The organism is Candidatus Mycolicibacterium alkanivorans, assembly GCF_022760805.1.
Lineage (GTDB): Bacteria > Actinomycetota > Actinomycetes > Mycobacteriales > Mycobacteriaceae > Mycobacterium > Mycobacterium alkanivorans.
Genome location: NZ_JAIVFL010000001.1, coordinates 533,814 through 554,320, shown reverse-complemented (window position 1 = coordinate 554,320; position 20,507 = coordinate 533,814). Strand labels below are relative to the sequence as shown.

General features: G+C 67.7%; 15 protein-coding genes. 10 read left to right on the top strand and 5 right to left on the bottom strand.

All coding sequences use genetic code 11. The annotated features are described in order from the left end of the window. Positions 1-50: 50 nt before the first annotated feature. From recC to recD, 3 genes are read left to right on the top strand one after another with little or no spacing between them, the layout of a single operon-like run. Entirely contained in the window at positions 51-3,317 is a 3,267-nt protein-coding gene (recC, locus tag K9U37_RS02765; RefSeq protein WP_243070421.1) for an exodeoxyribonuclease V subunit gamma, read from the top strand. After that, positions 3,317-6,616: an exodeoxyribonuclease V subunit beta gene (recB, locus tag K9U37_RS02760; protein WP_243070420.1), complete on the top strand. Its 3,300-nt coding sequence runs from the start codon at positions 3,317-3,319 to the stop codon at positions 6,614-6,616. Before recC ends, recB begins: the two co-directional genes overlap by 1 nt. Beyond that, positions 6,613-8,346, top strand: a complete 1,734-nt coding sequence (gene recD, locus K9U37_RS02755; protein WP_243070419.1) for an exodeoxyribonuclease V subunit alpha — start codon at positions 6,613-6,615, stop codon at positions 8,344-8,346. The genes recB and recD overlap by 4 nt, the downstream gene beginning before the upstream one ends. Before the next feature lie 55 nt (positions 8,347-8,401). Here recD and K9U37_RS02750 read toward each other — a convergent pair whose 3' ends face one another. From K9U37_RS02750 to K9U37_RS02735, 4 genes are read right to left on the bottom strand one after another with little or no spacing between them, the layout of a single operon-like run. Next, entirely contained in the window at positions 8,402-9,226 is an 825-nt protein-coding gene (locus K9U37_RS02750; protein ID WP_243070418.1) for an ABC transporter permease, read from the bottom strand. Continuing rightward, positions 9,216-10,025 (bottom strand): ATP-binding cassette domain-containing protein, encoded by an 810-nt coding sequence (locus K9U37_RS02745; RefSeq protein ID WP_243070417.1) that lies wholly within the window; start codon positions 10,023-10,025, stop codon positions 9,216-9,218. The genes K9U37_RS02750 and K9U37_RS02745 overlap by 11 nt, the downstream gene beginning before the upstream one ends. Next, positions 10,022-10,474 carry a MarR family winged helix-turn-helix transcriptional regulator gene (locus tag K9U37_RS02740; protein WP_243070416.1) on the bottom strand — a complete coding sequence of 151 codons (453 nt, stop codon included), beginning with the start codon at positions 10,472-10,474 and terminating at the stop codon, positions 10,022-10,024. Before K9U37_RS02740 ends, K9U37_RS02745 begins: the two co-directional genes overlap by 4 nt. Positions 10,475-10,499: 25 nt before the next feature. Next, positions 10,500-11,000 (bottom strand): metallophosphoesterase family protein, encoded by a 501-nt coding sequence (locus tag K9U37_RS02735; RefSeq protein WP_243070415.1) that lies wholly within the window; start codon positions 10,998-11,000, stop codon positions 10,500-10,502. Between the two features lie 123 nt (positions 11,001-11,123). Between K9U37_RS02735 and K9U37_RS02730 the strand changes: the two genes are divergently transcribed. From K9U37_RS02730 to K9U37_RS02715, 4 genes are all read left to right on the top strand, one after another. Further along, positions 11,124-11,423, top strand: coding sequence for a hypothetical protein (locus K9U37_RS02730; protein WP_243070414.1), 300 nt, complete (start codon positions 11,124-11,126; stop codon positions 11,421-11,423). Between the two features lie 209 nt (positions 11,424-11,632). Beyond that, complete coding sequence (locus K9U37_RS02725) at positions 11,633-12,835, top strand: CoA transferase (protein ID WP_243070413.1); 1,203 nt, start codon at positions 11,633-11,635, stop codon at positions 12,833-12,835. A gap of 315 nt (positions 12,836-13,150) precedes the next feature. Beyond that, positions 13,151-13,996: a magnesium transporter gene (locus K9U37_RS02720; protein WP_243070412.1), complete on the top strand. Its 846-nt coding sequence runs from the start codon at positions 13,151-13,153 to the stop codon at positions 13,994-13,996. Continuing rightward, a complete protein-coding gene (locus K9U37_RS02715) occupies positions 13,993-15,228 on the top strand; it encodes an NRAMP family divalent metal transporter (protein WP_243070411.1) in 1,236 nt (411 codons plus the stop codon). Before K9U37_RS02720 ends, K9U37_RS02715 begins: the two co-directional genes overlap by 4 nt. Before the next feature lie 399 nt (positions 15,229-15,627). Here K9U37_RS02715 and K9U37_RS02710 read toward each other — a convergent pair whose 3' ends face one another. After that, positions 15,628-16,128 carry an RDD family protein gene (locus K9U37_RS02710; RefSeq protein ID WP_243070410.1) on the bottom strand — a complete coding sequence of 167 codons (501 nt, stop codon included), beginning with the start codon at positions 16,126-16,128 and terminating at the stop codon, positions 15,628-15,630. Between the two features lie 404 nt (positions 16,129-16,532). Between K9U37_RS02710 and K9U37_RS02705 the strand changes: the two genes are divergently transcribed. The 3 genes from K9U37_RS02705 to K9U37_RS02695 all read left to right on the top strand — a co-directional run bounded on the left by K9U37_RS02705 (position 16,533) and on the right by K9U37_RS02695 (position 20,425). Then, the gene (locus K9U37_RS02705; RefSeq protein ID WP_504871046.1) at positions 16,533-18,233 is read left to right on the top strand and encodes a sigma-54-dependent Fis family transcriptional regulator; all 1,701 of its coding nucleotides are present in this window, start codon (positions 16,533-16,535) and stop codon (positions 18,231-18,233) included. Positions 18,234-18,634: 401 nt separating this feature from the next. Continuing rightward, entirely contained in the window at positions 18,635-19,507 is an 873-nt protein-coding gene (locus tag K9U37_RS02700) for a methane monooxygenase/ammonia monooxygenase subunit C (RefSeq protein ID WP_308197320.1), read from the top strand. A gap of 144 nt (positions 19,508-19,651) precedes the next feature. Beyond that, positions 19,652-20,425: a methane monooxygenase/ammonia monooxygenase subunit A gene (locus K9U37_RS02695; RefSeq protein WP_243070407.1), complete on the top strand. Its 774-nt coding sequence runs from the start codon at positions 19,652-19,654 to the stop codon at positions 20,423-20,425. Positions 20,426-20,507 lie beyond the last annotated feature (82 nt).

The window sequence follows — 20,507 nt, the reverse complement described above, 5'->3', positions numbered from 1 at the left end:
GATCAGCGCCAGAGGTCTGGTGTCGGGGACCCGGTCTACGGTTGTCCGCTATGGCCCTGCACGTACATCGCGCCGAACGCACCGACATGCTCGCGGACGGGTTAGGGACGTTGCTGGCCACTCCGCAACCCGACCCGTTCGCCGAGGAACTCGTGGTGGTGCCCGCCCGCGGGATAGAGCGCTGGCTCAGCCAGCGGCTGTCCCACATCCTGGGCCGGGGCGGCGGGGCGGACGGCGTGTGCGCGGGGGTGTCGTTCCGGTCGCCGGGCTCGCTCATCGCCGAGATCACCGGCACCCGCGACGACGACCCGTGGTCACCCGACGCTATGGTCTGGCCGCTGCTCGAGGTCATCGACGCCATCCTCGACGCGAGCTGGTGTCACACCCTGGCCGCCCACCTCGGGCACTTCGTGACCGGTGAGGAGAAGGAATTGCGGCAAGGCCGGCGCTATGCCGTGGCTCGCCGGCTCGCCGGCTTGTTCGCCTCCTACGCCCGCCAGCGTCCGCAACTGCTGGTCGACTGGCTCGACGGCGCCGCCGACGATCTTGACACCGACCTGCGCTGGCAGCCGCACCTGTGGCGCGCGCTGGTGGCGAAGATGGCCATCGACCCGCCCCACGTGCGACATGCGAAAACCGTTGCCCTGCACCACGAATCCGGGGCGGACCTGCCCGCCAGGTTATCGCTGTTCGGCCACACCCGGCTGGCGAGCACCGACATCGAACTGCTCGAGGCGCTGGCCGTCCACCACGAGGTGCACCTGTGGCTGCCGCATCCCAGTGCTGAATTGTGGACGGCGCTGGAGCATCTGCACGGCGCGATCCCGCGCCGCGAGGACGTCAGCCACCGCGCCGTCGGCCATCCGCTGCTGGCCACCCTGGGCCGCGATCTGCGCGAGCTGCAGCGCAATCTGCCCGCCACGGTGGCCACCGACGAGTTCCTGGGCGGCGGTGAGCGGCCCGACACCCTGCTGGGCTGGCTGCAGTCCGACGTCGCCGCGAATGCGGTACGCCCGCAGGGCCGCTCGCTGCGCAGCGACGACCGCTCGGTGCAGGTGCACAGCTGCCACGGCCCCGCCCGCCAGATCGACGTGCTGCGTGAGGTGCTCTTGGGCCTGCTCGCCGACGACGAGACGCTGGAGCCCCGCGACATCCTGGTGATGTGCCCGGACATCGAAACCTACGCTCCGCTGATCGCCGCCGACTTCGGCCTGGGTGAGGTGGTCCCGGGCGCGCATCCGGCCCACAAGTTGCGGGTGCGGCTGGCCGACCGGTCTCTGGTCCAGACCAACCCGCTGCTGGCGGTAGCGTCCCAGCTGCTCACGCTGGCCGGTAGCCGGGTCACCGCAACCGAGGTGCTCGACATCGCGCACGCGCCGCCGGTGCGGGCACGCTTCGGCTTCACCGACGACGACCTTGAGAACATCACTCGATGGGTTCGCCAGGCCAACATCCGGTGGGGCTTCGACGCCGAACACCGCGCGCCGTACGGCATCCCGTTCATCCAGAACACCTGGCGCTTCGGCATCGACCGGGTGCTGGCCGGAGTCGCCATGTCCGACGACTCGAAGGCCTGGCTCGACGTTACGCTGCCTCTCGACGATGTCGGCAGCAACAGTGTGGAACTCGCCGGGCGGCTCGCCGAGTTCGTCAACCGCCTGCAGTCGGTGGTCGAATTGCTCAGCGGCGCAAAACCCTTGGCGCAGTGGCTGACAGCGCTCGGCCAAGGCGTCGCCAGTCTCACCGAGACCTCCGGTGAGGATGCCTGGCAGACCAGTCAGCTCCGACGCGAGTTCGGCGAGATCCTGGCCCGCCCGCAGGCTGAGGCCACCGTGATGCGGCTGCCCGACGTTGTGGCCCTGCTGAGCCGACACCTTGCGGGGCGCCCGACTCGGGCCAACTTCCGCACCGGCACCCTCACGGTGTGCACCATGGTGCCGATGCGTTCGGTGCCGCATCGGGTGGTGTGCCTCGTCGGCTTGGACGACACGGTCTTCCCGCGGATCGGCGCGGTCGACGGTGACGACGCGCTGGCACGCACCCCGATGACCGGTGAGCGTGACATCCGGTCGGAGGACCGCCAGCTGCTGCTCGACGCGGTCTGTGCCGCCACCGACAAGCTCGTCGTCACCTACACCGGGGCCAACGAGTACTCCGGCCACCCGCGGCCGCCCGCCGTGCCGCTGGCCGAACTCCTCGACGCGCTGGACCGCACCGTCGGCGAGCCGATCTGCCAGGACCAGGTCGTGGTGCGTCACCCGTTGCAGCCCTTCGATATTCGCAATGTGACGCCGGGTGCACTGGGGGTGCCAGGCGAACCATTCACCTTCGACACCAGTGCGCTCAGTGCGGCCTCCGTCAGCGGCGGCCCGCGCCCCGAACGACCGGACCTGGTGTCGCACCCACTGCCCCAGCCGCCGCCCGATGACGTGACACTGCAGGAGTTGTCGAGGTTCTTCGCCAATCCGGTCAAGGGCTTCTTCACGGCGCTGGACTTCACCCTGCCGTGGGAAGTGGACGGTGTCGACGACGCGATGCCGGTCGAGATCGACAACCTGCAAGAGTGGACGGTGGGCCAGCGTCTGCTCATGGACATGATGGCCGGCATGGACCCCGAGCGGGCCGGGCAGGCCGAGTGGCGACGAGGTTCACTGCCGCCGGGCCGGCTGGGGTGGCGCAAAGCCAACGAGTTGCGCGACCAGGCAAGCGAACTCGCGCGCGCAGCGCTGTCCTATCGAACCGGCACCCCGCAGGCCTACGACGTCGATGTCGACCTCGGCGCCGGACGCCGTCTGACCGGAACTGTCTCACCCGTTTTCGGTAACCGCCTCGTCGAGGTCACCTACTCCAAACTCGACGCCCAGCATCTGCTCAAGGCGTGGATCCCGTTGGTGGCCTTGGCGGCAGCCCGGCCCGGGTCCTGGTCGGCGGTGTGTATCGGTCGGCAGCGGAGACGCAGGGGCGTCGCGGAACGGGTGCTCGGCCCGCCGCTGCAGGATCCGGTGACCGTGCTGCGCGACCTGGTAGCGACCTACGACGCCGGCCGTCGCGAGCCGATTCCGTTGCCCATCAAGACCTCCCATGCCTGGGCGGCAGCACGACATAGCCGGCAGGACCCCAGAAACGAAGCATGGTCGAAGTGGCGGTACGAGCGCGACGACCGTGCCATCGCACGGGTCTGGGGCCGCGAGCCCGACTTGGATGAGCTGCTGACGCCGGTTCGGCCCGGCGAGGAGGCCGAGGGCGAGACCTGCCGGCTGGGTGCCTTTGCCGTGCGGCTGTGGGGGCCGCTGCTGCAGGCCGAGGACGGTATCTGATGGACACCTTCGACCTGCTCGGACCGCTGCCCGCGGAATGTTCGACGACGGTGCTGGAAGCCAGCGCCGGAACGGGCAAGACCTTCGCACTCGCCGCGCTGGTGACCCGATACGTCGCAGAAGGACGGGCCCGACTCGACGAGATGCTGCTGATCACGTTCGGCAGGGCCGCCACCCAGGAGTTGCGCGAACGGGTACGGCGCGCGCTGCACGACGCGTTGAACGCCTTCGACAATCCGGAAATCATCGGTGACAACCGCGTACTGAGAGCCCTGACCACCGGTGACCCCGACGAACTCGGGACCCGTCGTCAACGACTGCACGATGCCCTGGCCTCCTTCGACGCCGCCACCATCGCCACCACGCACCAGTTCTGCCACCTGGTACTGAAATCCCTTGGCGTGGCAGGTGACAGCGACGGCGGAGCCACGCTGGCCGAAAGCCTCGACGACCTGGTCGCCGAGATCGTCGACGACCTGTACCTTCGGCACTTCGGGCAGGAGCGCGAAGAGCCCCCGATGACGCGTGCCGAGGCGCTCGCACTGGCTCGCGAGGTCGTCGCCAACCCGTGCACGCAGCTTCGCCCGCTCGATGCGCCCGCCGGCTCCGAACCGGCGATCCGGGTGGGCTTCGGCAACGACGTTCAGGTCGAACTCGAGAGACGCAAACGCCGGCGCGGGATTCTCAGCTACGACGACCTGCTCACCCGCCTGGCCGACGCCTTGAAGTCCGAGAACTCGGTCGCCGCCACTCGCATGCACCAGCGGTGGTCGGTTGTGATGGTCGACGAATTCCAGGACACCGACCCGGTGCAGTGGCAGGTCATCGAGCGCGCCTTCAGTGGTCGCTCCACGCTGGTCCTGATCGGCGATCCCAAGCAGGCCATCTACGCATTCCGTGGCGGTGACATCTTCACCTACCTGCAGGCCGCCCGGACAGCCGGTGACCGTCGCACGCTGGGGGTCAATTGGCGCAGCGATGCCGTCCTGGTGGACCGGCTGCGAACGGTGTTGCTCGGTGCTGAGCTGGGTGACGCCGACATCAAGGTTCTAGACGTCACGCCGCATCATCGAGGCCACCGCCTGGCCGGCGCTCCCCGCAACGATCCGTTCCGCCTGCGCGTGGTCTCGCGAGACACCTTCGGCCTCAGCGGAACCCGCACGGTCAAGATGGATGTGCTGCGGCCGTACATCGCCAAGGATCTGGCCGCCGACATCGGCGTGCTGCTCGACAGCGACGCCACGTTCGCCGGAGAGCCCCTGCAGGCCCACCACATCGCCGTCATCACCGAGAGCCACACCGACGCCCGCGTCTGTTTCGACGCACTGGCGGAGGCCGGTATCCCGGCGGTGTACACCGGCGATACCGACGTGCTGAAGTCGCAGGCCGCCGAGGACTGGCTGTGTCTGCTGGAGGCCTTCGACCAGTTGCACCGGCCCGGCCTGGTGCGTGCCGCGGCCGCGACGATGTTCTTCGGTGAAACCGCCGAGACCCTCGCCGACGGCGGTGACGCGCTGACCGACCGGGTCGCCGAGACGCTGCGTCAGTGGGCCGACCACGCACGCGAAGCCGGTGTGGCGGCGGTGTTCGAGGCCGCTCAGTTGGCGGGGATGGGAAGGCGGGTGCTCTCCTGGGCAGGCGGCGAACGCAACATGACCGACCTCGCTCACGTCACCCAGCTCCTGCACGACGTCGCGCACCGTGAGCACTTCAGCCTGACCGCGCTGCGCAACTGGTTGCGCACCCAGCGCGACGAGAGGTCCGGGGCCGCCGAACGCAACCGTCGTCTCGACAGCGACTCGGCGGCGGTGCAGATCATGACGGTGTGGGTCAGCAAGGGCCTGCAGTTCCCGATCGTGTACCTGCCCTTCACCTTCAATCGGTATGTGCGGAAAGAGGATCTGGTTCGCTTCCACGACCAGGGTCGCCGCTGCCTGCATATCGGCGGCGAGCACAGTGCCGAGCTGGCGATGGCCCGGGCGGCCGGCAGGCGGGAAGCCGCCGGAGAAGAGACGCGGCTGACCTACGTCGCGATGACCCGCGCCCAGTCGCAGGTCGTGGCGTGGTGGGCGCCGTCCTGGGATGAACCCAACGGCGGACTGTCGCGGCTGCTGCGCGGCAGGCGTCCGGGTGAATCAGCGGTTCCGGACCGCTGTGACCCGGAGCGGATCGACGACGCCGACGCGATGGCACTCCTGCGGGAATGGGAGACGGTGGGTGGGCTCGTCGTCGAGGAGTCGGTCGTCGCCCCGAAGACGGAACTGACGTTGCCTGCGGCGCGACATGATCTGGCGGTCCGGCATTTCCACCGCGGGATCGACACGTCCTGGCGCCGGACGTCGTATTCAGGGTTGATCCGGAGCGCCGACACCCCGGGGCTCGGCAGTGAGCCTGAGGTCGTCGAACTCGATGACGAGGTGGCCGACCTGACCGTGACGGCTCCCGCCGCCGGAGCGGACATCCCCTCACCGATGGCCGACCTGCCGACCGGAGCCAAGTTCGGCACGCTGGTGCACGCGGTGCTGGAGACCGCTGACCCGCTCGCCACCGACCTGGCCGCCGAGCTGCAGGCACAGATCGAGCGCCACTCGGTGTGGTGGCCGGTCGACGTTGCCGCCGCCGAACTGGCCGCAGCCTTGGTGCCCATGCACGACACGCCGTTGGGCCCGCTGGCCGGCGGACTGACCTTGCGTGAGATCGGGCTGTCAGACCGGTTGTGTGAGATGGACTTCGAATTCCCCCTCGCCGGCGGCGATCTGCGCTCGGCTGCCCCCGACATCAGGCTCGCCGACGTCGGCCGGCTGCTGGCCAAACACCTTCCCGACGGTGACCCGGTGGCACCCTATGTGGAGCGGCTCACCGGCACGGCGCTGGGCGGCCAGTCGTTGCGGGGCTACCTGACCGGCTCCGTCGACGCGGTGTTGCGCGTGCCCGACGGCGACGGATACCGCTACCTCGTAGTCGACTACAAGACGAACTGGCTCGGTGAGCCGGACCGTCCGCTGACCGCGGCGGACTACGATCGCCGCCGGCTGGCCGAGGCCATGCTGCATTCCGACTATCCCCTGCAGGCGCTGCTGTACAGCGTTGTCCTGCACCGGTTCCTGCGCTGGCGGCAGCCGGGCTACCAGCCGGCGCGGCATCTGGGTGGCGTGCTGTATCTCTTCGTGCGCGGCATGTGCGGCCCCGACACGCCGCTTGCCGACGGCCAGCCGGCCGGGGTGTTCAGCTGGCAGCCGCCCGCCGCTCTGGCGGTCGAACTCTCCGAACTGCTCGACGGCCGGAAGGTGGCGGCATGAGCCTTGACGAGGTGGACGTTGCGAGCTGGCGCCGCGCGGCCGAGGCGACCGGCTTGCTGCGGGCCAGCAACGACGCAGGTGTCGTCGAAGCCGCCGATGTGCTTGTCGCACAACGGCTCACATCGCTGGCCGGAGACGCCGACGACACGGTGGCGCTTGCCGTGGCATTCGTCGTCAGGGCTGTGCGCGCCGGCTCGGTGTGTGTGGATCTGGCGACGCTGCAGGCGCAGGTCGCCATGCCCGAGTTGGACTGGCCCGCGCCGCAGCAGTGGGTGGCGGCGGTCGCGGCCAGTCCTCTGCTCGGCACCCCACCGGTGCTGCACCTTGACGAGGGCCTGCTGTACTTCGACCGCTACTGGCTCGAGGAGCGGCAGGTCGCCGGGGACGTTCTCGCGCTGGCTGCGGCCAGGCCCGCCGGTGAACTGCCCGACATCACACGACTTTTCCCGCCGGGCTTCGAGGAGCAGCGGCAGGCCGCCGAGGTTGCCCTGTCACGGGGACTGACCGTGCTCACCGGAGGCCCGGGCACCGGCAAGACCACCACTGTTGCGCGTCTGCTCGCGCTGCTGGCAGAGCAGTCCGAACTCGACGGCAAGCCCCCGCTGCGCATCGCGTTGGCAGCGCCCACCGGGAAGGCGGCGGCGCGGCTGCAGGAGGCGGTGCAACTGGAGGTCGACCAGTTGGACTCCGTCGACCGTGACCGGCTGCCGGCGTTGCGGGCCACGACTTTGCACCGCCTGCTCGGCTCGCTACCGGAGACCTCGTCGCGGTTTCGGCATCACCGGGGCAACCGGCTGCCGCACGACGTGATCGTCGTCGACGAGACCTCGATGGTGTCGTTGACGATGATGGCCCGGCTGGTCGAGGCGGTACGCCCCGACTCGCGGCTGCTGTTGGTGGGCGATCCCGACCAGCTGGCTTCGGTGGAGGCGGGTGCGGTGTTGGCCGACCTGGTCGACGGGCTTGCCGCCACCACGGACACTCCCGTCGCCCGGCTCGTCACGTCGCACCGTTTCGGCGAGTCGATCGGTGCTCTGGCACAGGCGATCCGGGACGGTGACGCCGAGCTGGCGGTGGATGTTCTGGGTGCCGGCGGTGCCCACGTCGAGTGGATGGACACCGACGAGCCGGCCGACTGCCTGCGCAAGATCCTGGTCCCGCAGGCGTTGCGCCTGCGGGAGGCGGCCGTGCTCGGCAACGGACCGGCGGCGTTGGCGACCCTCGAGGAACACCGGCTGTTGTGCGCGCACCGGCGCGGGCCGTACGGCATCGCGTACTGGAACCGGCAGGTCGAACGCTGGCTCGCCGAGGAGACCGATGCTCCGCTGTGGGCGTCCTGGTACGTGGGCCGGCCGCTGTTGATCACCGCCAACGACTACGGCCTCAAGCTCTACAACGGCGACACCGGTATCACGGTTCTGCGCGACGGCGCGCTGCGGGCCGTGGTCGCCGGCTCGGAGGGCCGGGCCGAATTCGCCACCAGCAGGCTGGCCGACGTCGAGACCATGCACGCGATGACGATCCACAAGAGTCAGGGCAGTCAGGCCGCCGAGGTGACGGTGCTGCTGCCGCCGGAGGATTCGCGGTTGCTGACCCGCGAGCTGCTCTACACCGCGGTGACCCGGGCCCGCAGCAAGGTGCGGGTGGTGGGCACGGCCGCGCAGTTGCGGGCGGCGATCGACCGCCGCGCGGTCCGGGCCACCGGGCTGGCCCGCCGACTGCAACAGTAACCGCACGGCGGAAAATCGCCAGCCTGACCGCCGCGGCGTTACTGTCGCGAACCGGCTAGCCGACCAGTCGACGCAGCAGTGCCGACGCCGCCCCGATACCCACCACCGCTGCGATCGCCAACACCGCGATGTCGAGCCACGGATGCGCCGAGGGGATACCGACCAGCAGCAGCCGCAGCGAATCCACTTCGTAGCTCAGCGGATTCACCCGCGACAGCCAGCGCAGCCAATCCGGCATCACCGCCACCGGGTACAGCGCGTTGGAGGCGAAGAACAGCGGCATGGTGATCGCCTGGCCGATACCCATCAACCGGTCCCGGTTGCGCACCAGCCCGGCCAGCGTGATCGACAGGCACGCGAAGAACGCCGACCCGAGCATCACCACACCCATCGCGGCCAGGATCCGCAGCGGGTTGTAAGTCATGTGAATGCCCATCAGGTAGGCCAGCGCCAGCACGCCGACCACCTGCGCCACCGAACGCACTCCGGCGGCGAATGCCTTGCCGGTCACCAGCGCCGAGGCCGGCGAGGGGGTGACCATCAGCTTGGCCAGGATCCCTGCGTCGCGGTCCCAGATGATCTGGATGCCGTAGAAGATCGAGATGAACAGCGCCGACTGGGCGATGATGCCGGGCGCCAGGAACGCCAGGTACGGCACCGGCCCGGTGTCGATGACATGCAGCCGGTTGAACGTGGTGCCGAAGATCAGCAGCCACAGGGCGGGCTGGACCATCCGGGTGAACAGCTCGGTGCGGTCGTGGCGCAGCTTCTGGAGCTCGACCCACGCGAACGTCTCCATCCGCCCCAGCAGGCTGCCTGCCCGCCGCCAGCCGCGTGGCGCCCGGAGCATGCCGGGGGGGAGGGCCGAGTCAACCGGCATGACGTGCCGCCTTCCGCCCGGCCCGGATCTCCCCGAGCCCCGCCCGAGCCGTGTCCTCGACCAGGCCGGATCCGGCGTAATGACGGAACACGTCCTCCAGCGTCGCCTCCGGTCCCACCTTGGCCTTGAGTTCGGCGGGGGTGCCGACGGCCCGCAGCGTGCCGTGGTGCATCAGAGCCACCCGGTCGCACAGCACGTCGGCTTCCTCCATGTAGTGGGTGGTCAGCAGAACTGTCATGCCGAACTCGTGTTGCATCCGCTGCACCTGGCCCCAAACCCCGTCGCGGGCAATCGGATCCAGGCCCACGGTCGGCTCGTCGAGAATCAGCAGCGACGGCCGGGTCACCAGTGCCTGCGCCAGCTCCAGCCGGCGCACCATCCCGCCGGAGTACGTATTCGCCAGCCGGTCGGCGACATCGAGCAACGCCATCGCCTCGAGCGCCTCGGCAACCCGCTGGGCCCGCTGTGCGCGGGGGACATCGTAGAGCCGGGCGAACCACTCCACGTTCTGCTCTCCGGTCAGCGCCGGCTCGATCGAAAGTTGTTGCGGGACATAGCCGATGTTGTACCGAATGTCCATGGTGTCCCGACGGGCGTCGAGCCCGAAGATCCGCACCTCGCCGCGCTGGATCGGCGCCAGCGTCGTCAGCAACCGCACGACGGTGGTCTTCCCGGCTCCGTTGGGCCCCAGCAGGCCGAGGGTCTCACCGGTCTGCACCTCCAGCGAGAAGTCGTCGACCGCGGTGAAGTCGCCGTAACGGTGGGTGAGGTGACGGCAGTCGATGGCGGGTGTCGTCATGTTCGCTTCTCCTGCAACTCCTCGGTGATGTCGGCCAGCACCCGCAATCCGGCGGCCAGCGCCCGGGCGTCCTCGGGGTCCAGGCCGTCGAGGACCTCGGCCAGCGCGGCCCGGCGGGCCGCACGGGACGCATCGGCCAGGCGTTGAGCCGGTGGGGTCAGGGCCAGCCGGCCGACGCGGCGGTCTTCGGCGTCGGCGGTGCGGACCAGCAACCCATCGGCCGATAATTTCGACACCAGCGTGGAGGCGGTGTTCGGTGCCAAACCCAGCTCGGCGGCGGCCGCGCTGACCGAGATACCGGGCTGGCGACCGACCAGGCCCAGCAGCTCGGCCTGCGACTCGGTGACGCCGGTCAGGTCGAAACCGCGGGGCCCCGACCGGCGCACCGTGCGCCGGAAGCGGCCGATGGTGCTAAACAGTTCGGTGACCAGATCGGTGCGGGTGTCCACACCACATAATAGCTCTGTCGCAGAGCTAATTTTTCTCGATCTGATGCAGGCGTACCTCGTGCAGGGCTCCACCGCGAGTGGCCGCTGTCATGTACGTGCAGAACGGCTGGCGCCGGCGGTCGGTCGGGGAGCCCGGGTTCAGCAGCCGAAGACCTGTCCGCGCGGTGGTGTCCCACGGGATGTGGCTGTGGCCGAACACCAGCACGTCGGTCTCGGGATAGCGCTGGGCCATCCGGGCCTCGCGGCCCGATGCCGCGCCCGTCTCGTGGACCACGGTGAAACGCAAGCCGTCCAGTATCACGTCGGCCCGTTCGGGAAGTCGCGCACGCACGTCCGGTCCGTCGTTGTTGCCCCAGCACGCGATGAGGCGCCGCGACCGGGCGGACAGCGCATCGTGCAGGCCCAACTCCACCCAGTCGCCCGCGTGGATGACGACGTCGCACCGTTCCACCTCCTGCCACACCTGGGTGGGTAGGTCGCGGGCGCGCTTCGGGACATGCGTGTCGGCGAGAAGCAGCAGACGCATGGCCCGATCCTCTCACTGACCTCCGCGCACGCTGCGCCTCAGCCGGGTTCTCGCGCGGCGGCCTGGGACGTCAACCCTGCCGCGGTCGTCTATCGAGGTCTACCCTGGGAGAGAGGTGAAATTATGACGAGCAACGACGTCGAGAAGCGCTGGCATGACCCGCGGATGTTCCGGGCGGCAGTCACCTACGTTGTGGCCGTCGTCGCGGTGGCCGGTGTGGCGTTCGCGGCGGCGGTCGTCTGGCGCTCGCTGACCGCGGGGATACTGGTACCGGTCATTCTCTTCGTCGGCGGCGTCGGCGCCTTGGTGCAGGCCTACCGGGTGTGGAAGGCCGAAGGCGTCTGGCCGATCTGGCAGGGCGCGGGGTGGTTTCTCCTGCTGCTGATGCTGGTCTGCCTGGGTGTACCGGTCGCGGTGGCATAACCGTCAATTACCGGTCTCGCCGCCAAGCCACACTTGGTGATCTCGCTCGTAAGTTCGTCGGGGTCATGCCCAGGCGGTCGGATCGCCCAGGCGACTACGCTGCTTACGTCGACTACCGCGACCGCTACCGGCGATGGCGCATCACGTCGACTTCAATCCGCGCGATGGCCGAGGCAATGCCGTGAACACCCGCCCGCCATACTCTTCGCGTGGCTTCTGAACCTGACCTGCCGCTGGCCGGTGTCCGCATCATCGAGATCTCCAGCTTCGTGGCCGTGCCGCTGGCCGGGATGACGCTGGCTCAGCTCGGCGCTGAGGTGATCCGGGTCGACCCGATCGGCGGTGCGGCCGACTACCACCGGTGGCCGCTGACCGATTCCGGGCAGAGCATCTACTGGGCCGGGCTGAACAAGGGCAAGCGCTCGGTCGCCGCCGACATGCGCTCTCCGCAGGGCCAGCGGGTGATCCAGCGCCTCGTCACCGACAGTGGCATCCTGATCACGAATGTGGCTGGCCGCCAATGGCATTCCTACGAGACTCTCAGCGCCGAGCGCCCCGACCTGATTCACTTGGAGGTCGTCGGCCGCGCCGACGGGTCGACCGGTGTGGACTACACCGTCAACGCGGCCACCGGTTTTCCGCTCGTCACCGGTCCCTCGGCGCAGCGCGAGCCCGTCAATCACGTCCTGCCGGCCTGGGACGTCAGCTGCGGTCTGTACGCCGTGGTGGCGATCCTGACCGGCCTGCGCCGACGCGATACCACCGGCAAGGGCAGCAGCATCCGCTTGCCCCTCGACGATGTCGCGTTGGCGACCGCGGCCAATCTCGGCTTCCTGACCGAGGTCATGGTCAATGGGACCCAGCGGCCGCGGCTGGGCAACAGCCTCTTTGGCCAGTACGGCCAGAACTTCACCAGCAGCGACGGTGTCTCGTTCATGATCGTGGCCCTGACCGCACGCCACTTCCGAGATCTGGCCGAACTCACCAGGACCGCGAAAGCGGTTGCCGCCGTTGCCGAAGCACTCGACGCAGACTTCACCGACGAGGGTCAGCGCTACGAGCACCGAGACGTGCTCTCCGGGTTATTCGCAGCGTGGTTTCGCAGCCATACCGCTGAGGAGATCACCGCGGCCCTGTCGGCCAGCTCGGTGCTGTGGGACCGCTACCTGAGCTTCGCAGAGGTCGTCGAGCACCCGCGGGTCACCGCCAACCCGCTGTTCGCCAGCCTGGACCAACCGCGCATCGGTACCTATCTGGCGCCGGGCCTGCCGATGTCGGTCGACGGCGCCCACGTTGCCGCCCAGCCCGCACCGACTTTGGGTGACGACACCGCCGCCGTCCTGACCGAGCGGCTCGGCCTGAGCGCGCAGGAGATCGCCGACCTTGTCGAATCAGGCGTGGTGGCAACATGACTCATGCGCTGCCCAGGCTTCTTGACGTCGCACCGGAGGGTGAGGACGTATTCAGCGGCCCGGCCACCGGACCGCCAGGCCACGCGCCCAACGGGACCGGTCGACAATTTCGTTCGGTGCGCATGAACTCCTCGACCCAGTCGAGCTTCTTCTGGTATTCGGGGTCGGTCCCGAAATCCCACCTGGCGCCATCCTCGAGTCCGCAGCATTCAGGCGGCGCGAGCATAACGTGATGCGGTTGCATCAATCGACGCGCATGGCTCGATTTCACCGGGTCGGTACGGAACCGGTGGCCGAATGGGGCATGCTGCGACAGTGCTGTTGCTCAGCCGGGTCACCGGTCAGGATGTTCTGGGCCCCGACGGTCGGGTCATCGGCCGGCTCGCCGACCTGACCGCCGATCTGGTCGAGGAGTCCGGCCCGCACCTGGTCGACCGGGTTGTGGTCAAGCGTGGGCGGGCCCCGTCGCTGCTGGTTCCCTGGGACGCGGTGGCCAACATAGGCCGCAACCAGCTGGTGTTGGCCGCCGACGCGGCCGACTGCGAACGCTTCGGCGTCGACGACGTCACCGAGGCCCTCGGTGAGCACGAGATCATGCTGGCGCGTGACGTGCTGGACACCCAAGTCGTCGACGTGGTCGGTCAGCGGCTGGCCCGCGTCGCCGACGTGGTGCTGACCCGCACCTCCGAAGGGAGGCTCGAACTGCTGGGCGTGGAGGTGGGCTTCGGCGGGGTGCTCCGCCGGCTGCGGTTGCCCGCCCTGATCCGATCCGGCGAGGACATCGTCGCGTGGTCGGATCTGCACCTGACCTCCGAGCGGGGCCACGCCGTCCAGCTCGGCACGCCGCGGTCGGCGGTGCACCATCTCGACGCCCGCGGGCTGGCCGAGTTGGTCAGCCGGGTGGACACCGAGTCGGCCACCGAGATCCTGGCCGTGACCGGCCCCGGCGTGGCCGCCGAGGTGGTCCGTGCCGCCCATCCGTCGGTCGGTGAACGAATCCTGCGGGCCATGCCCGGCCCAGTCGCCGCCCGGATCGTGGCGGCCATGCCAGCCGAGCACGCGGGCCGGTGGCGGGCACTGCTGGCGCGTGCACCGGGGCGGGGCTTGCTGCGCTCGCACGTCTGGCCGCGCCGCCGCCATCGCAGCGGGCCGGCGTCATGAAACTGCGCGGCCGCAACGCCAGGTTGGGCGCCCTGCTCGCCGTCGTGGGACCCGGCCTCCTGGCCGGACTCTCCGATGACGATCCGGCCGGTATCACCACCTACTCGGTCCTCGGCGCCGACCACGGCTACCAGCTGCTGTGGGTGCTGCTGTTGTCGACCGTCGCGCTGATCGTCTTCCACACCCTGGCCGCGAAGATGGGCGTGATCACCGGTCAGGGTCTGATAGGACTGGTGCGTCAGCGCTACGGCGTCGGCGTCGGCGGCGCCGTTCTCGCGGCACTCGTCGTCGCCAACATCGGCACGACGTGCGCCGAATTCGCCGGTATTGCAGCAGGATTCGAACTGTTCGGCATCAGCCGCTACCTCAGCGTGCCGGTCGCGGCGGTGACCGTGTCGCTGCTGGTGCTGCGGGGCAGCTTCCGGCGCGTCGAACAGTTCCTGCTGCTGCTGTCCACGGTGTTCCTGGCCTACATCGCATCGGGATTCATGGCCAAACCCGACTGGGGCGCCGCGTTGCACGGCACGCTGGTGCCCACGATGCCGATGACCGGTCAGGCGATCGCGATCGTCACCGCCACCCTGGGCACCACGCTGGCCCCGTGGGGCCTGTCGTTCATGCAGTCCTACGCCGTCGACAAGAAGCTGCGGACCGAGGACCTGGCGCTGGAGCGCATCGACGTGGTCACCGGGGCGACGCTCACCGGCGTGATCGGGTTCTTCGTGGTGGTGGCCTGCGCGGCGACCCTGCACCGCGACGGGCGCAGCGTCACCGACGCCGCCGACGCGGCGATCGCCCTCAAGCCACTCGTCGGCAGTGCCGCCTCGACACTGTTCGCCGTCGGGCTGATCGGCGCCGCCTTCCTGGCGGCCTCGATCCTGCCGCTGTCGACGGCCTATTCGGTGTGCGAGTACGCCGGACTGGAAGCCGCCGTCGACGACCCCTATCGCGAGGCCAGGACGTTCTACACGACCTACGGCATCGTGACGTTCATCGGCGCGGCGATCGTCCTGGCCCCCAATGCCCCGCTGGTCACCATCCTGGTCGGCACTCAGGTGCTCAACGCCGTGCTGCTGGTGCCGCTGCTGTTCGCGATGATTGGGATCGGCCGCGACCGCGCGCTGATGGGCCGGTTCGTGATGGGCCGCGCATCGACGGCCGTCTACGCCGTCACCACCGCGATGGTGGTGATGTGCGTCATCGCCCTGGGTGTCACCGAGGTTCTCAGCTGACCAACGCCGAAGATGGGTGGGTGAGCACGACTACCGTCCGGGCGACGTAGACGACACCGGCGTCGCGGTTCTGACCCTCGACGGCTGAGAAGCGCAACGCGCGTTCTCCGGTGACACGGACATGTCGGCGCAGGCTCGCTCGTTCGGCACCCCCGGCGCGGGTTTCGGGGCGTCGTCGGTTCAGCCGCCGGCCTGGCGGTGGCCGCAAACTCATGATCGCGGCGATCGACGGCCCGGCTATCGGCATCGGCCTGATTCGGCGCGCTCACCCGCCGTCACTTCGTGGCCGGGCGCGGCTCGGAGGTGGCCAACCTCCGAAGATCCCTGAATTCTCGTGGATGAACCGACCCGACTATCTTGAGGAGGACGCTCAGTAAATGCCCCGCGACGGTGCCTCAGTCAGGTTGAGAGGTTCCGCACCCTCACGACGCGGGTGCCACCTGCGAGGCGGTCGTGAATGCCCTGCTTGTTTGCGTTGCTGGCGATGGTCGATGCGATGAGAAGGTACGCGGTGATGCTGAAGAGGGCACCGACGTAGGGGATGGAAGACAACAGTGTGAACGCATTACGGACGGCTGACTGCCTCAAAGTGGGGCGTGGCGCCGAATCAGGGCCGAGGACGCGGATCCCCACAAGTTTCTTACCGAGAGTACTGCCCTGGGACGACTCGTAGACAAGGAAGTAGGCGAACGTGATAACACCGAACACCGCCGCAGTCACGTAAAGGCCTTGTCCTACGTCAATTACTGCACGAACAATGATCGCGAAAAGTAACACGATCATACCGTCGACAAGGCGGGCGGCGCATCGCGAACTCAGCGTCGCTGGCTGCGGGTCGAGATGCGACCCCGAAGGCTCGATAGCCCCGCGGCTTTCTGGATCCGTTCCATCGTTGGACATCGTCGTATTCTCCGATCGATTCAGCATCAACGGTTCCGTGCCGTGTCACCGTCGAGCCAATTGTTGGAACGATCTTGTTGGCCACTCGCTCAAACCCAGGAGGGTAACGCTATTTTCGACCAGACGTCCCTGCGCTTGGCCTCCTGGCGCCCCGCGGTCGTTGCGGGTGTTGCCGATCTTCCCTGCACAGCCACGGGGAATCCGAAGCGCAGCTTCAGCCGGGGCTGACGCGCCAGCGCGCGGTCGCTTCCCAGCCAGGTCACGGCGGATTGTCGAGCCCTCGACTCGCGGGCGTGGGCTCTGCTCCTCACCTGGCGAATTACGGTACCAGCGCCGGGAGAGCGACAACCATCGGCGGAGGGCTTCAAGCCTGCGACCACGGCCACAAGCGGTAAAATCAGCCGGTGACAGGATGTGACGCAGATCGCGAAGGGGGTGGTGATATGCCCGTTGACGCCGCGAGGCCGCCCTCTACGCGCCCGGACATCGTCATGTCCTGGCGGCGGTCGAGGCTGAGCGGCCTCGACCCAAGCAAAGCGCCGGAGATCGACTTGACCATCGACTTCGATAACGATTCCCGGTTGCTGCGGTCGGCGATGCCCGTTCTCGAAGAACTCGGACGCGAGATTGCCGGTGCCGGGTTGTGCCTGTTGCTTACCGATCGCGACGGCCGCGTCGTGCGAAGGGTGGTCGACAGCAAGGTGTTCGCCCGACGCGCCGACGACCTCGGAATAGTCTCGGGCGCCCGCTTCAATGAAGACACGGTTGGCACGAGTTCACTGGGGACACCATTGGAGGTCCGACACGGGGTCGTCGTCAACGGTCCCGAGCACTTCCTCGAGCAGCTGCGCGCGCTCAGTTGTTACGGATCTCCCATCATTCATCCGGCGACGGGCAGGGTTGAAGGCATCCTCGATCTGACGGTCGAGGATCAGCGAGCCGATCCGCTCTTCATTCCGTTCGTCGACCGCGCAGTGCGCGAGATCGAGCGGCGGCTATTGGACGGATCGAAGGTATCGCAACAGCGCTTGGTCGCCGCATTCCAGGGCACGATGCCGCCTCCGCATGCCGCCCTCGCGGCGATTGGCACCGACATGCTGCTTCAGAACAACGTTGCTGCAAATCTGTTGAGCTCCACCGATTACGTGCTGTTGCGTGAGAGCGCTTCAGAGCTGCGTCCCGGTGAGCGGCGGAGGATCAACATCGAGTTAGCCTGCGGTGAAGCGGCCCGGGTGGAAGCCGAGTCCGTTGTGGGCAGCGAAGGTGGCGCGATTTTTGTCGTAGTACCGCTCCTGCCGGATGTTGTTCCCGTGCCGCGAGGCGTGCGCGCAAGTGCCGCGCCGCCGCGCCTAAGCGTCGAGATGACTGGGGTTATCCGGCTCGGCGGGCCGGTTGCGGTGTGCGGTGAGCCCGGCTCGGGCCGCACCACGGTCGCGCGCGAAATCGCCGGAGAAGCAGCCCTCTGGCTGGATGCCTCGGACATCACACAGTCGGGCGAGGCCCACTGGTTGAATCAGCTGACCGACGCGGTGTCCACGTCGACGTCGGCAATCGTGGTGGAGCACGTTGATGCGCTGCCGGAATCTACGCTCCCCGCGGTCACGCGGCTTATCGACGGGGACAGGGGGCCACGCCTCATCCTGACAAGTCGCCAACTCGATGATCTGCCGCCCAGTATCGCGGCGGTGATCGTTCGGTGCGAAGGGCGCATCGATATTCCTCCCCTACGACGGCGCCGACTCGAGTTAGGCGTGATCGCTGGGCGGATACTCTCCGAATTTGAGGGAACGTGGGAGCTGACACCCGACGCGCTCGCGGCTTTGTGCGCTGCTGACTGGCCAGGCAACCTGAGTGAGCTGGCCAGTGCCTTGCGGACGGCATCACTGACGGCGACAAGCGGCAGGATCGGTCTACGTAATCTGCCGGCTAGGTATCAACACACGGGGCGCATCACGCACCTCGGCGGACGTGAACGCGCCGAGCGGCAGGCGATTATCGACGCACTGAACAACGCGTCCGGCAACAAGGTGCACGCGGCGCGCGAACTGGGGATCAGCCGAAGCACGCTTTACTCGCGCATGAAAGCGCTCCGCATCCCCTCTTGATCCCCCCTTGACAGCCGGCTCGACCACAGTCGCGGACGCCATCGCTTCCCAGAAGCCCGTCGCCAGGAGGCTGCGGTTCCCGCTCATCGCCAGCTGCTGGCGGGGCTGCTCGCGGCTTCACTGCGCCACGCCACGCTGTAGTCAAGGTGTCCAATAGTCGAACAGTTGCGAAAGCGCCAGGGAGGTGATGATGACGTTGGTCACAGGACTCCGGGTCGATGTGACCCGGGACCGACTAGAGCATTGGCCGACGACGTAGAGGTGAGCAGGGACGCGGTGACTGCATTCGCGAGACTCTCCGAATAAGGTCAGCGTCACGTGACGAAACGTCCGATAACAGAGGAGAGTCGCTTGCAAGTTTTGCATTCGCTGTCTACCAATGTTCGAGAAAGGAAGAGCAAGTGACAACAACTGAAACAAGGCGGAGGGCCGGCGCGAAGACGGAAGACTACGCAGGTCCCGCTGCTCGTGGCGGCTCATGGCGCACCGTGGCGATCATGGTCGGAGCGGTCTTCGCCATCTGCCTGTTCTGGCGCAGCTACCAACAGATGTTTGCATTCAAGAACGGCCTCGAATCTCATCAGCCGGGCTTCAATACCTACTGGTTGACCCTGGCCGCAGCGAACATGACCGTGTTGCCTGCGACTGCGGCGGCCATCTATGGCTGGCTGTGGGTATCGGCGAAGCGTCTGCCCACGGAAATCAGCCGTGCAGACGAGAGCCGTCGGCTCTGGGCACTGTGGGGCCTGATAGCCGCGTTTTGCGCCGCCGTATTCCTCGGCGGAAGCTACTTTGCCGAACAAGACGCGTCTTGGCACCAGATCGTGACTCGCGACACCGCGTTCACCCCCAGCCATGATGTCCTGTTCTACGGCGTCTTCCCGCTGATGATCTATATGGCGGTGGGCATCTACCTCTACGCACGGACCCGGCTTCCGCACCTCTACGGCGGCACGCGCCTTCCAGTGTCGTTCACGTTGATGACAGCGGGCAGCTTCCTGCTCCTGTTCCAGGTGGCGATGAACGAGTTCGGGCACTCGTTCTTCCAGGGTGAGGAACTATTCGCCGCGCCGCTGCACTGGCCGTTCGTCCTGTTCGCATACCTTCTGGCGGCGACCTTTGCGGTCTGGTTCGAGACACTTCCCCGCATCTTCGAACTCGCCCGCCAGGAACGTGAGCTGGCTGCTGAAAGCGCCGCCGGCGTGTCAGCAACCGTCACCGCGTCAGTGATTGCCGGTGGCCGACGCGACCGCGACGCGGTGGCTCAGACGTAGTTAGACACCATTCACCCATCGGGGTCCCGCGGCGGGGACGAGCGAGACTCTCCTCGCTGCGGGACCTTTCCACATCAGTGCGCAAGTCGGTGCCACTGTTGCGCCGCATGACAAGACAAGTGTCCTCGGAGGATCGATAAACCCATGACCACCGTCCAACATCCCGCCGACGCCCCGCCCGATGTGGGAACTACGTCCAAGCCACTGCTTAGTCGGCGCTGGGACATCCTTCTTCTGATTGGTGCGCTGCTGCTCATCGGCGGGGCATTTCACCTGAATCAGATGCTGTTCGTAGGGGACTGGTCGTTTTGGGCCGACTGGAAAGATCGCGAGTTCTGGCCGTTGCTGACGCCGGCGCTCGGTATCATCATTCCTGCTGCGGTGCAGTACATTACGTGGGATCGCCTGCGGCTGCCGGCTGGTGCGACCCTGGCCGCGGTTGCGCTGATGGGGGCCGAATGGCTTTCCCGGTGGGGCAGCTTCCATTACTGGTCGCATATGCCGCTGAACTTCGTCTGGCCGGAGACGTTCCTTCTCGCCGCAGTAATTCTTGACGTCGTCTTGCTGGTCACTCGCAGTTATCTGTTGACCGCCGTCTTCGGGTCCATGGTGTGGGGGGCGTTCTTCTGGTACTTCAACTTCCCGGCGCTATCTCCGTTCCTGTCGCCGGTTGACTTCAAGGGCACCCTGCTCACCGTCGCCGACACGATGTCGTTCCACACCGCGCGAACCCAGACCCCCGAGTACCTGCGCATCATCGAGGAAGGCCGGTTGCGCGCGCTGGTGAACAACATCACGATCGTCGTCGCGTTCTTCGCCGGAATGGTGTCGGTTGTCGGATATGGCGTGGGCTACCTGATCGGTAAGTACCTCGCTGTGTGGCCGGTGGCCAAATTCTGGAAGCTGCGGAACGAATGAACGGGCGGTTTGACATGCTGTGCACAAGATTCGGGCTAGGCGACCAACGCCCGATAGCGGAAGCTGGACGCACACGACCACG

Excerpts from the sequence above, each read along its gene's own strand:
- K9U37_RS02710 (WP_243070410.1), bottom strand. The coding sequence starts at position 16,128 with ATGTCCAACGATGGAACGGATCCAGAAAGCCGCGGGGCTATCGAGCCT.
- K9U37_RS02695 (WP_243070407.1), top strand. The coding sequence starts at position 19,652 with ATGACCACCGTCCAACATCCCGCCGACGCCCCGCCCGATGTGGGAACT.
- K9U37_RS02745 (WP_243070417.1), bottom strand. The coding sequence starts at position 10,025 with ATGACGACACCCGCCATCGACTGCCGTCACCTCACCCACCGTTACGGC.
- K9U37_RS02730 (WP_243070414.1), top strand. The coding sequence starts at position 11,124 with ATGACGAGCAACGACGTCGAGAAGCGCTGGCATGACCCGCGGATGTTC.
- recB (WP_243070420.1), top strand. The coding sequence starts at position 3,317 with ATGGACACCTTCGACCTGCTCGGACCGCTGCCCGCGGAATGTTCGACG.
- K9U37_RS02735 (WP_243070415.1), bottom strand. The coding sequence starts at position 11,000 with ATGCGTCTGCTGCTTCTCGCCGACACGCATGTCCCGAAGCGCGCCCGC.
- recD (WP_243070419.1), top strand. The coding sequence starts at position 6,613 with ATGAGCCTTGACGAGGTGGACGTTGCGAGCTGGCGCCGCGCGGCCGAG.
- K9U37_RS02715 (WP_243070411.1), top strand. The coding sequence starts at position 13,993 with ATGAAACTGCGCGGCCGCAACGCCAGGTTGGGCGCCCTGCTCGCCGTC.
- recC (WP_243070421.1), top strand. The coding sequence starts at position 51 with ATGGCCCTGCACGTACATCGCGCCGAACGCACCGACATGCTCGCGGAC.
- K9U37_RS02750 (WP_243070418.1), bottom strand. The coding sequence starts at position 9,226 with ATGCCGGTTGACTCGGCCCTCCCCCCCGGCATGCTCCGGGCGCCACGC.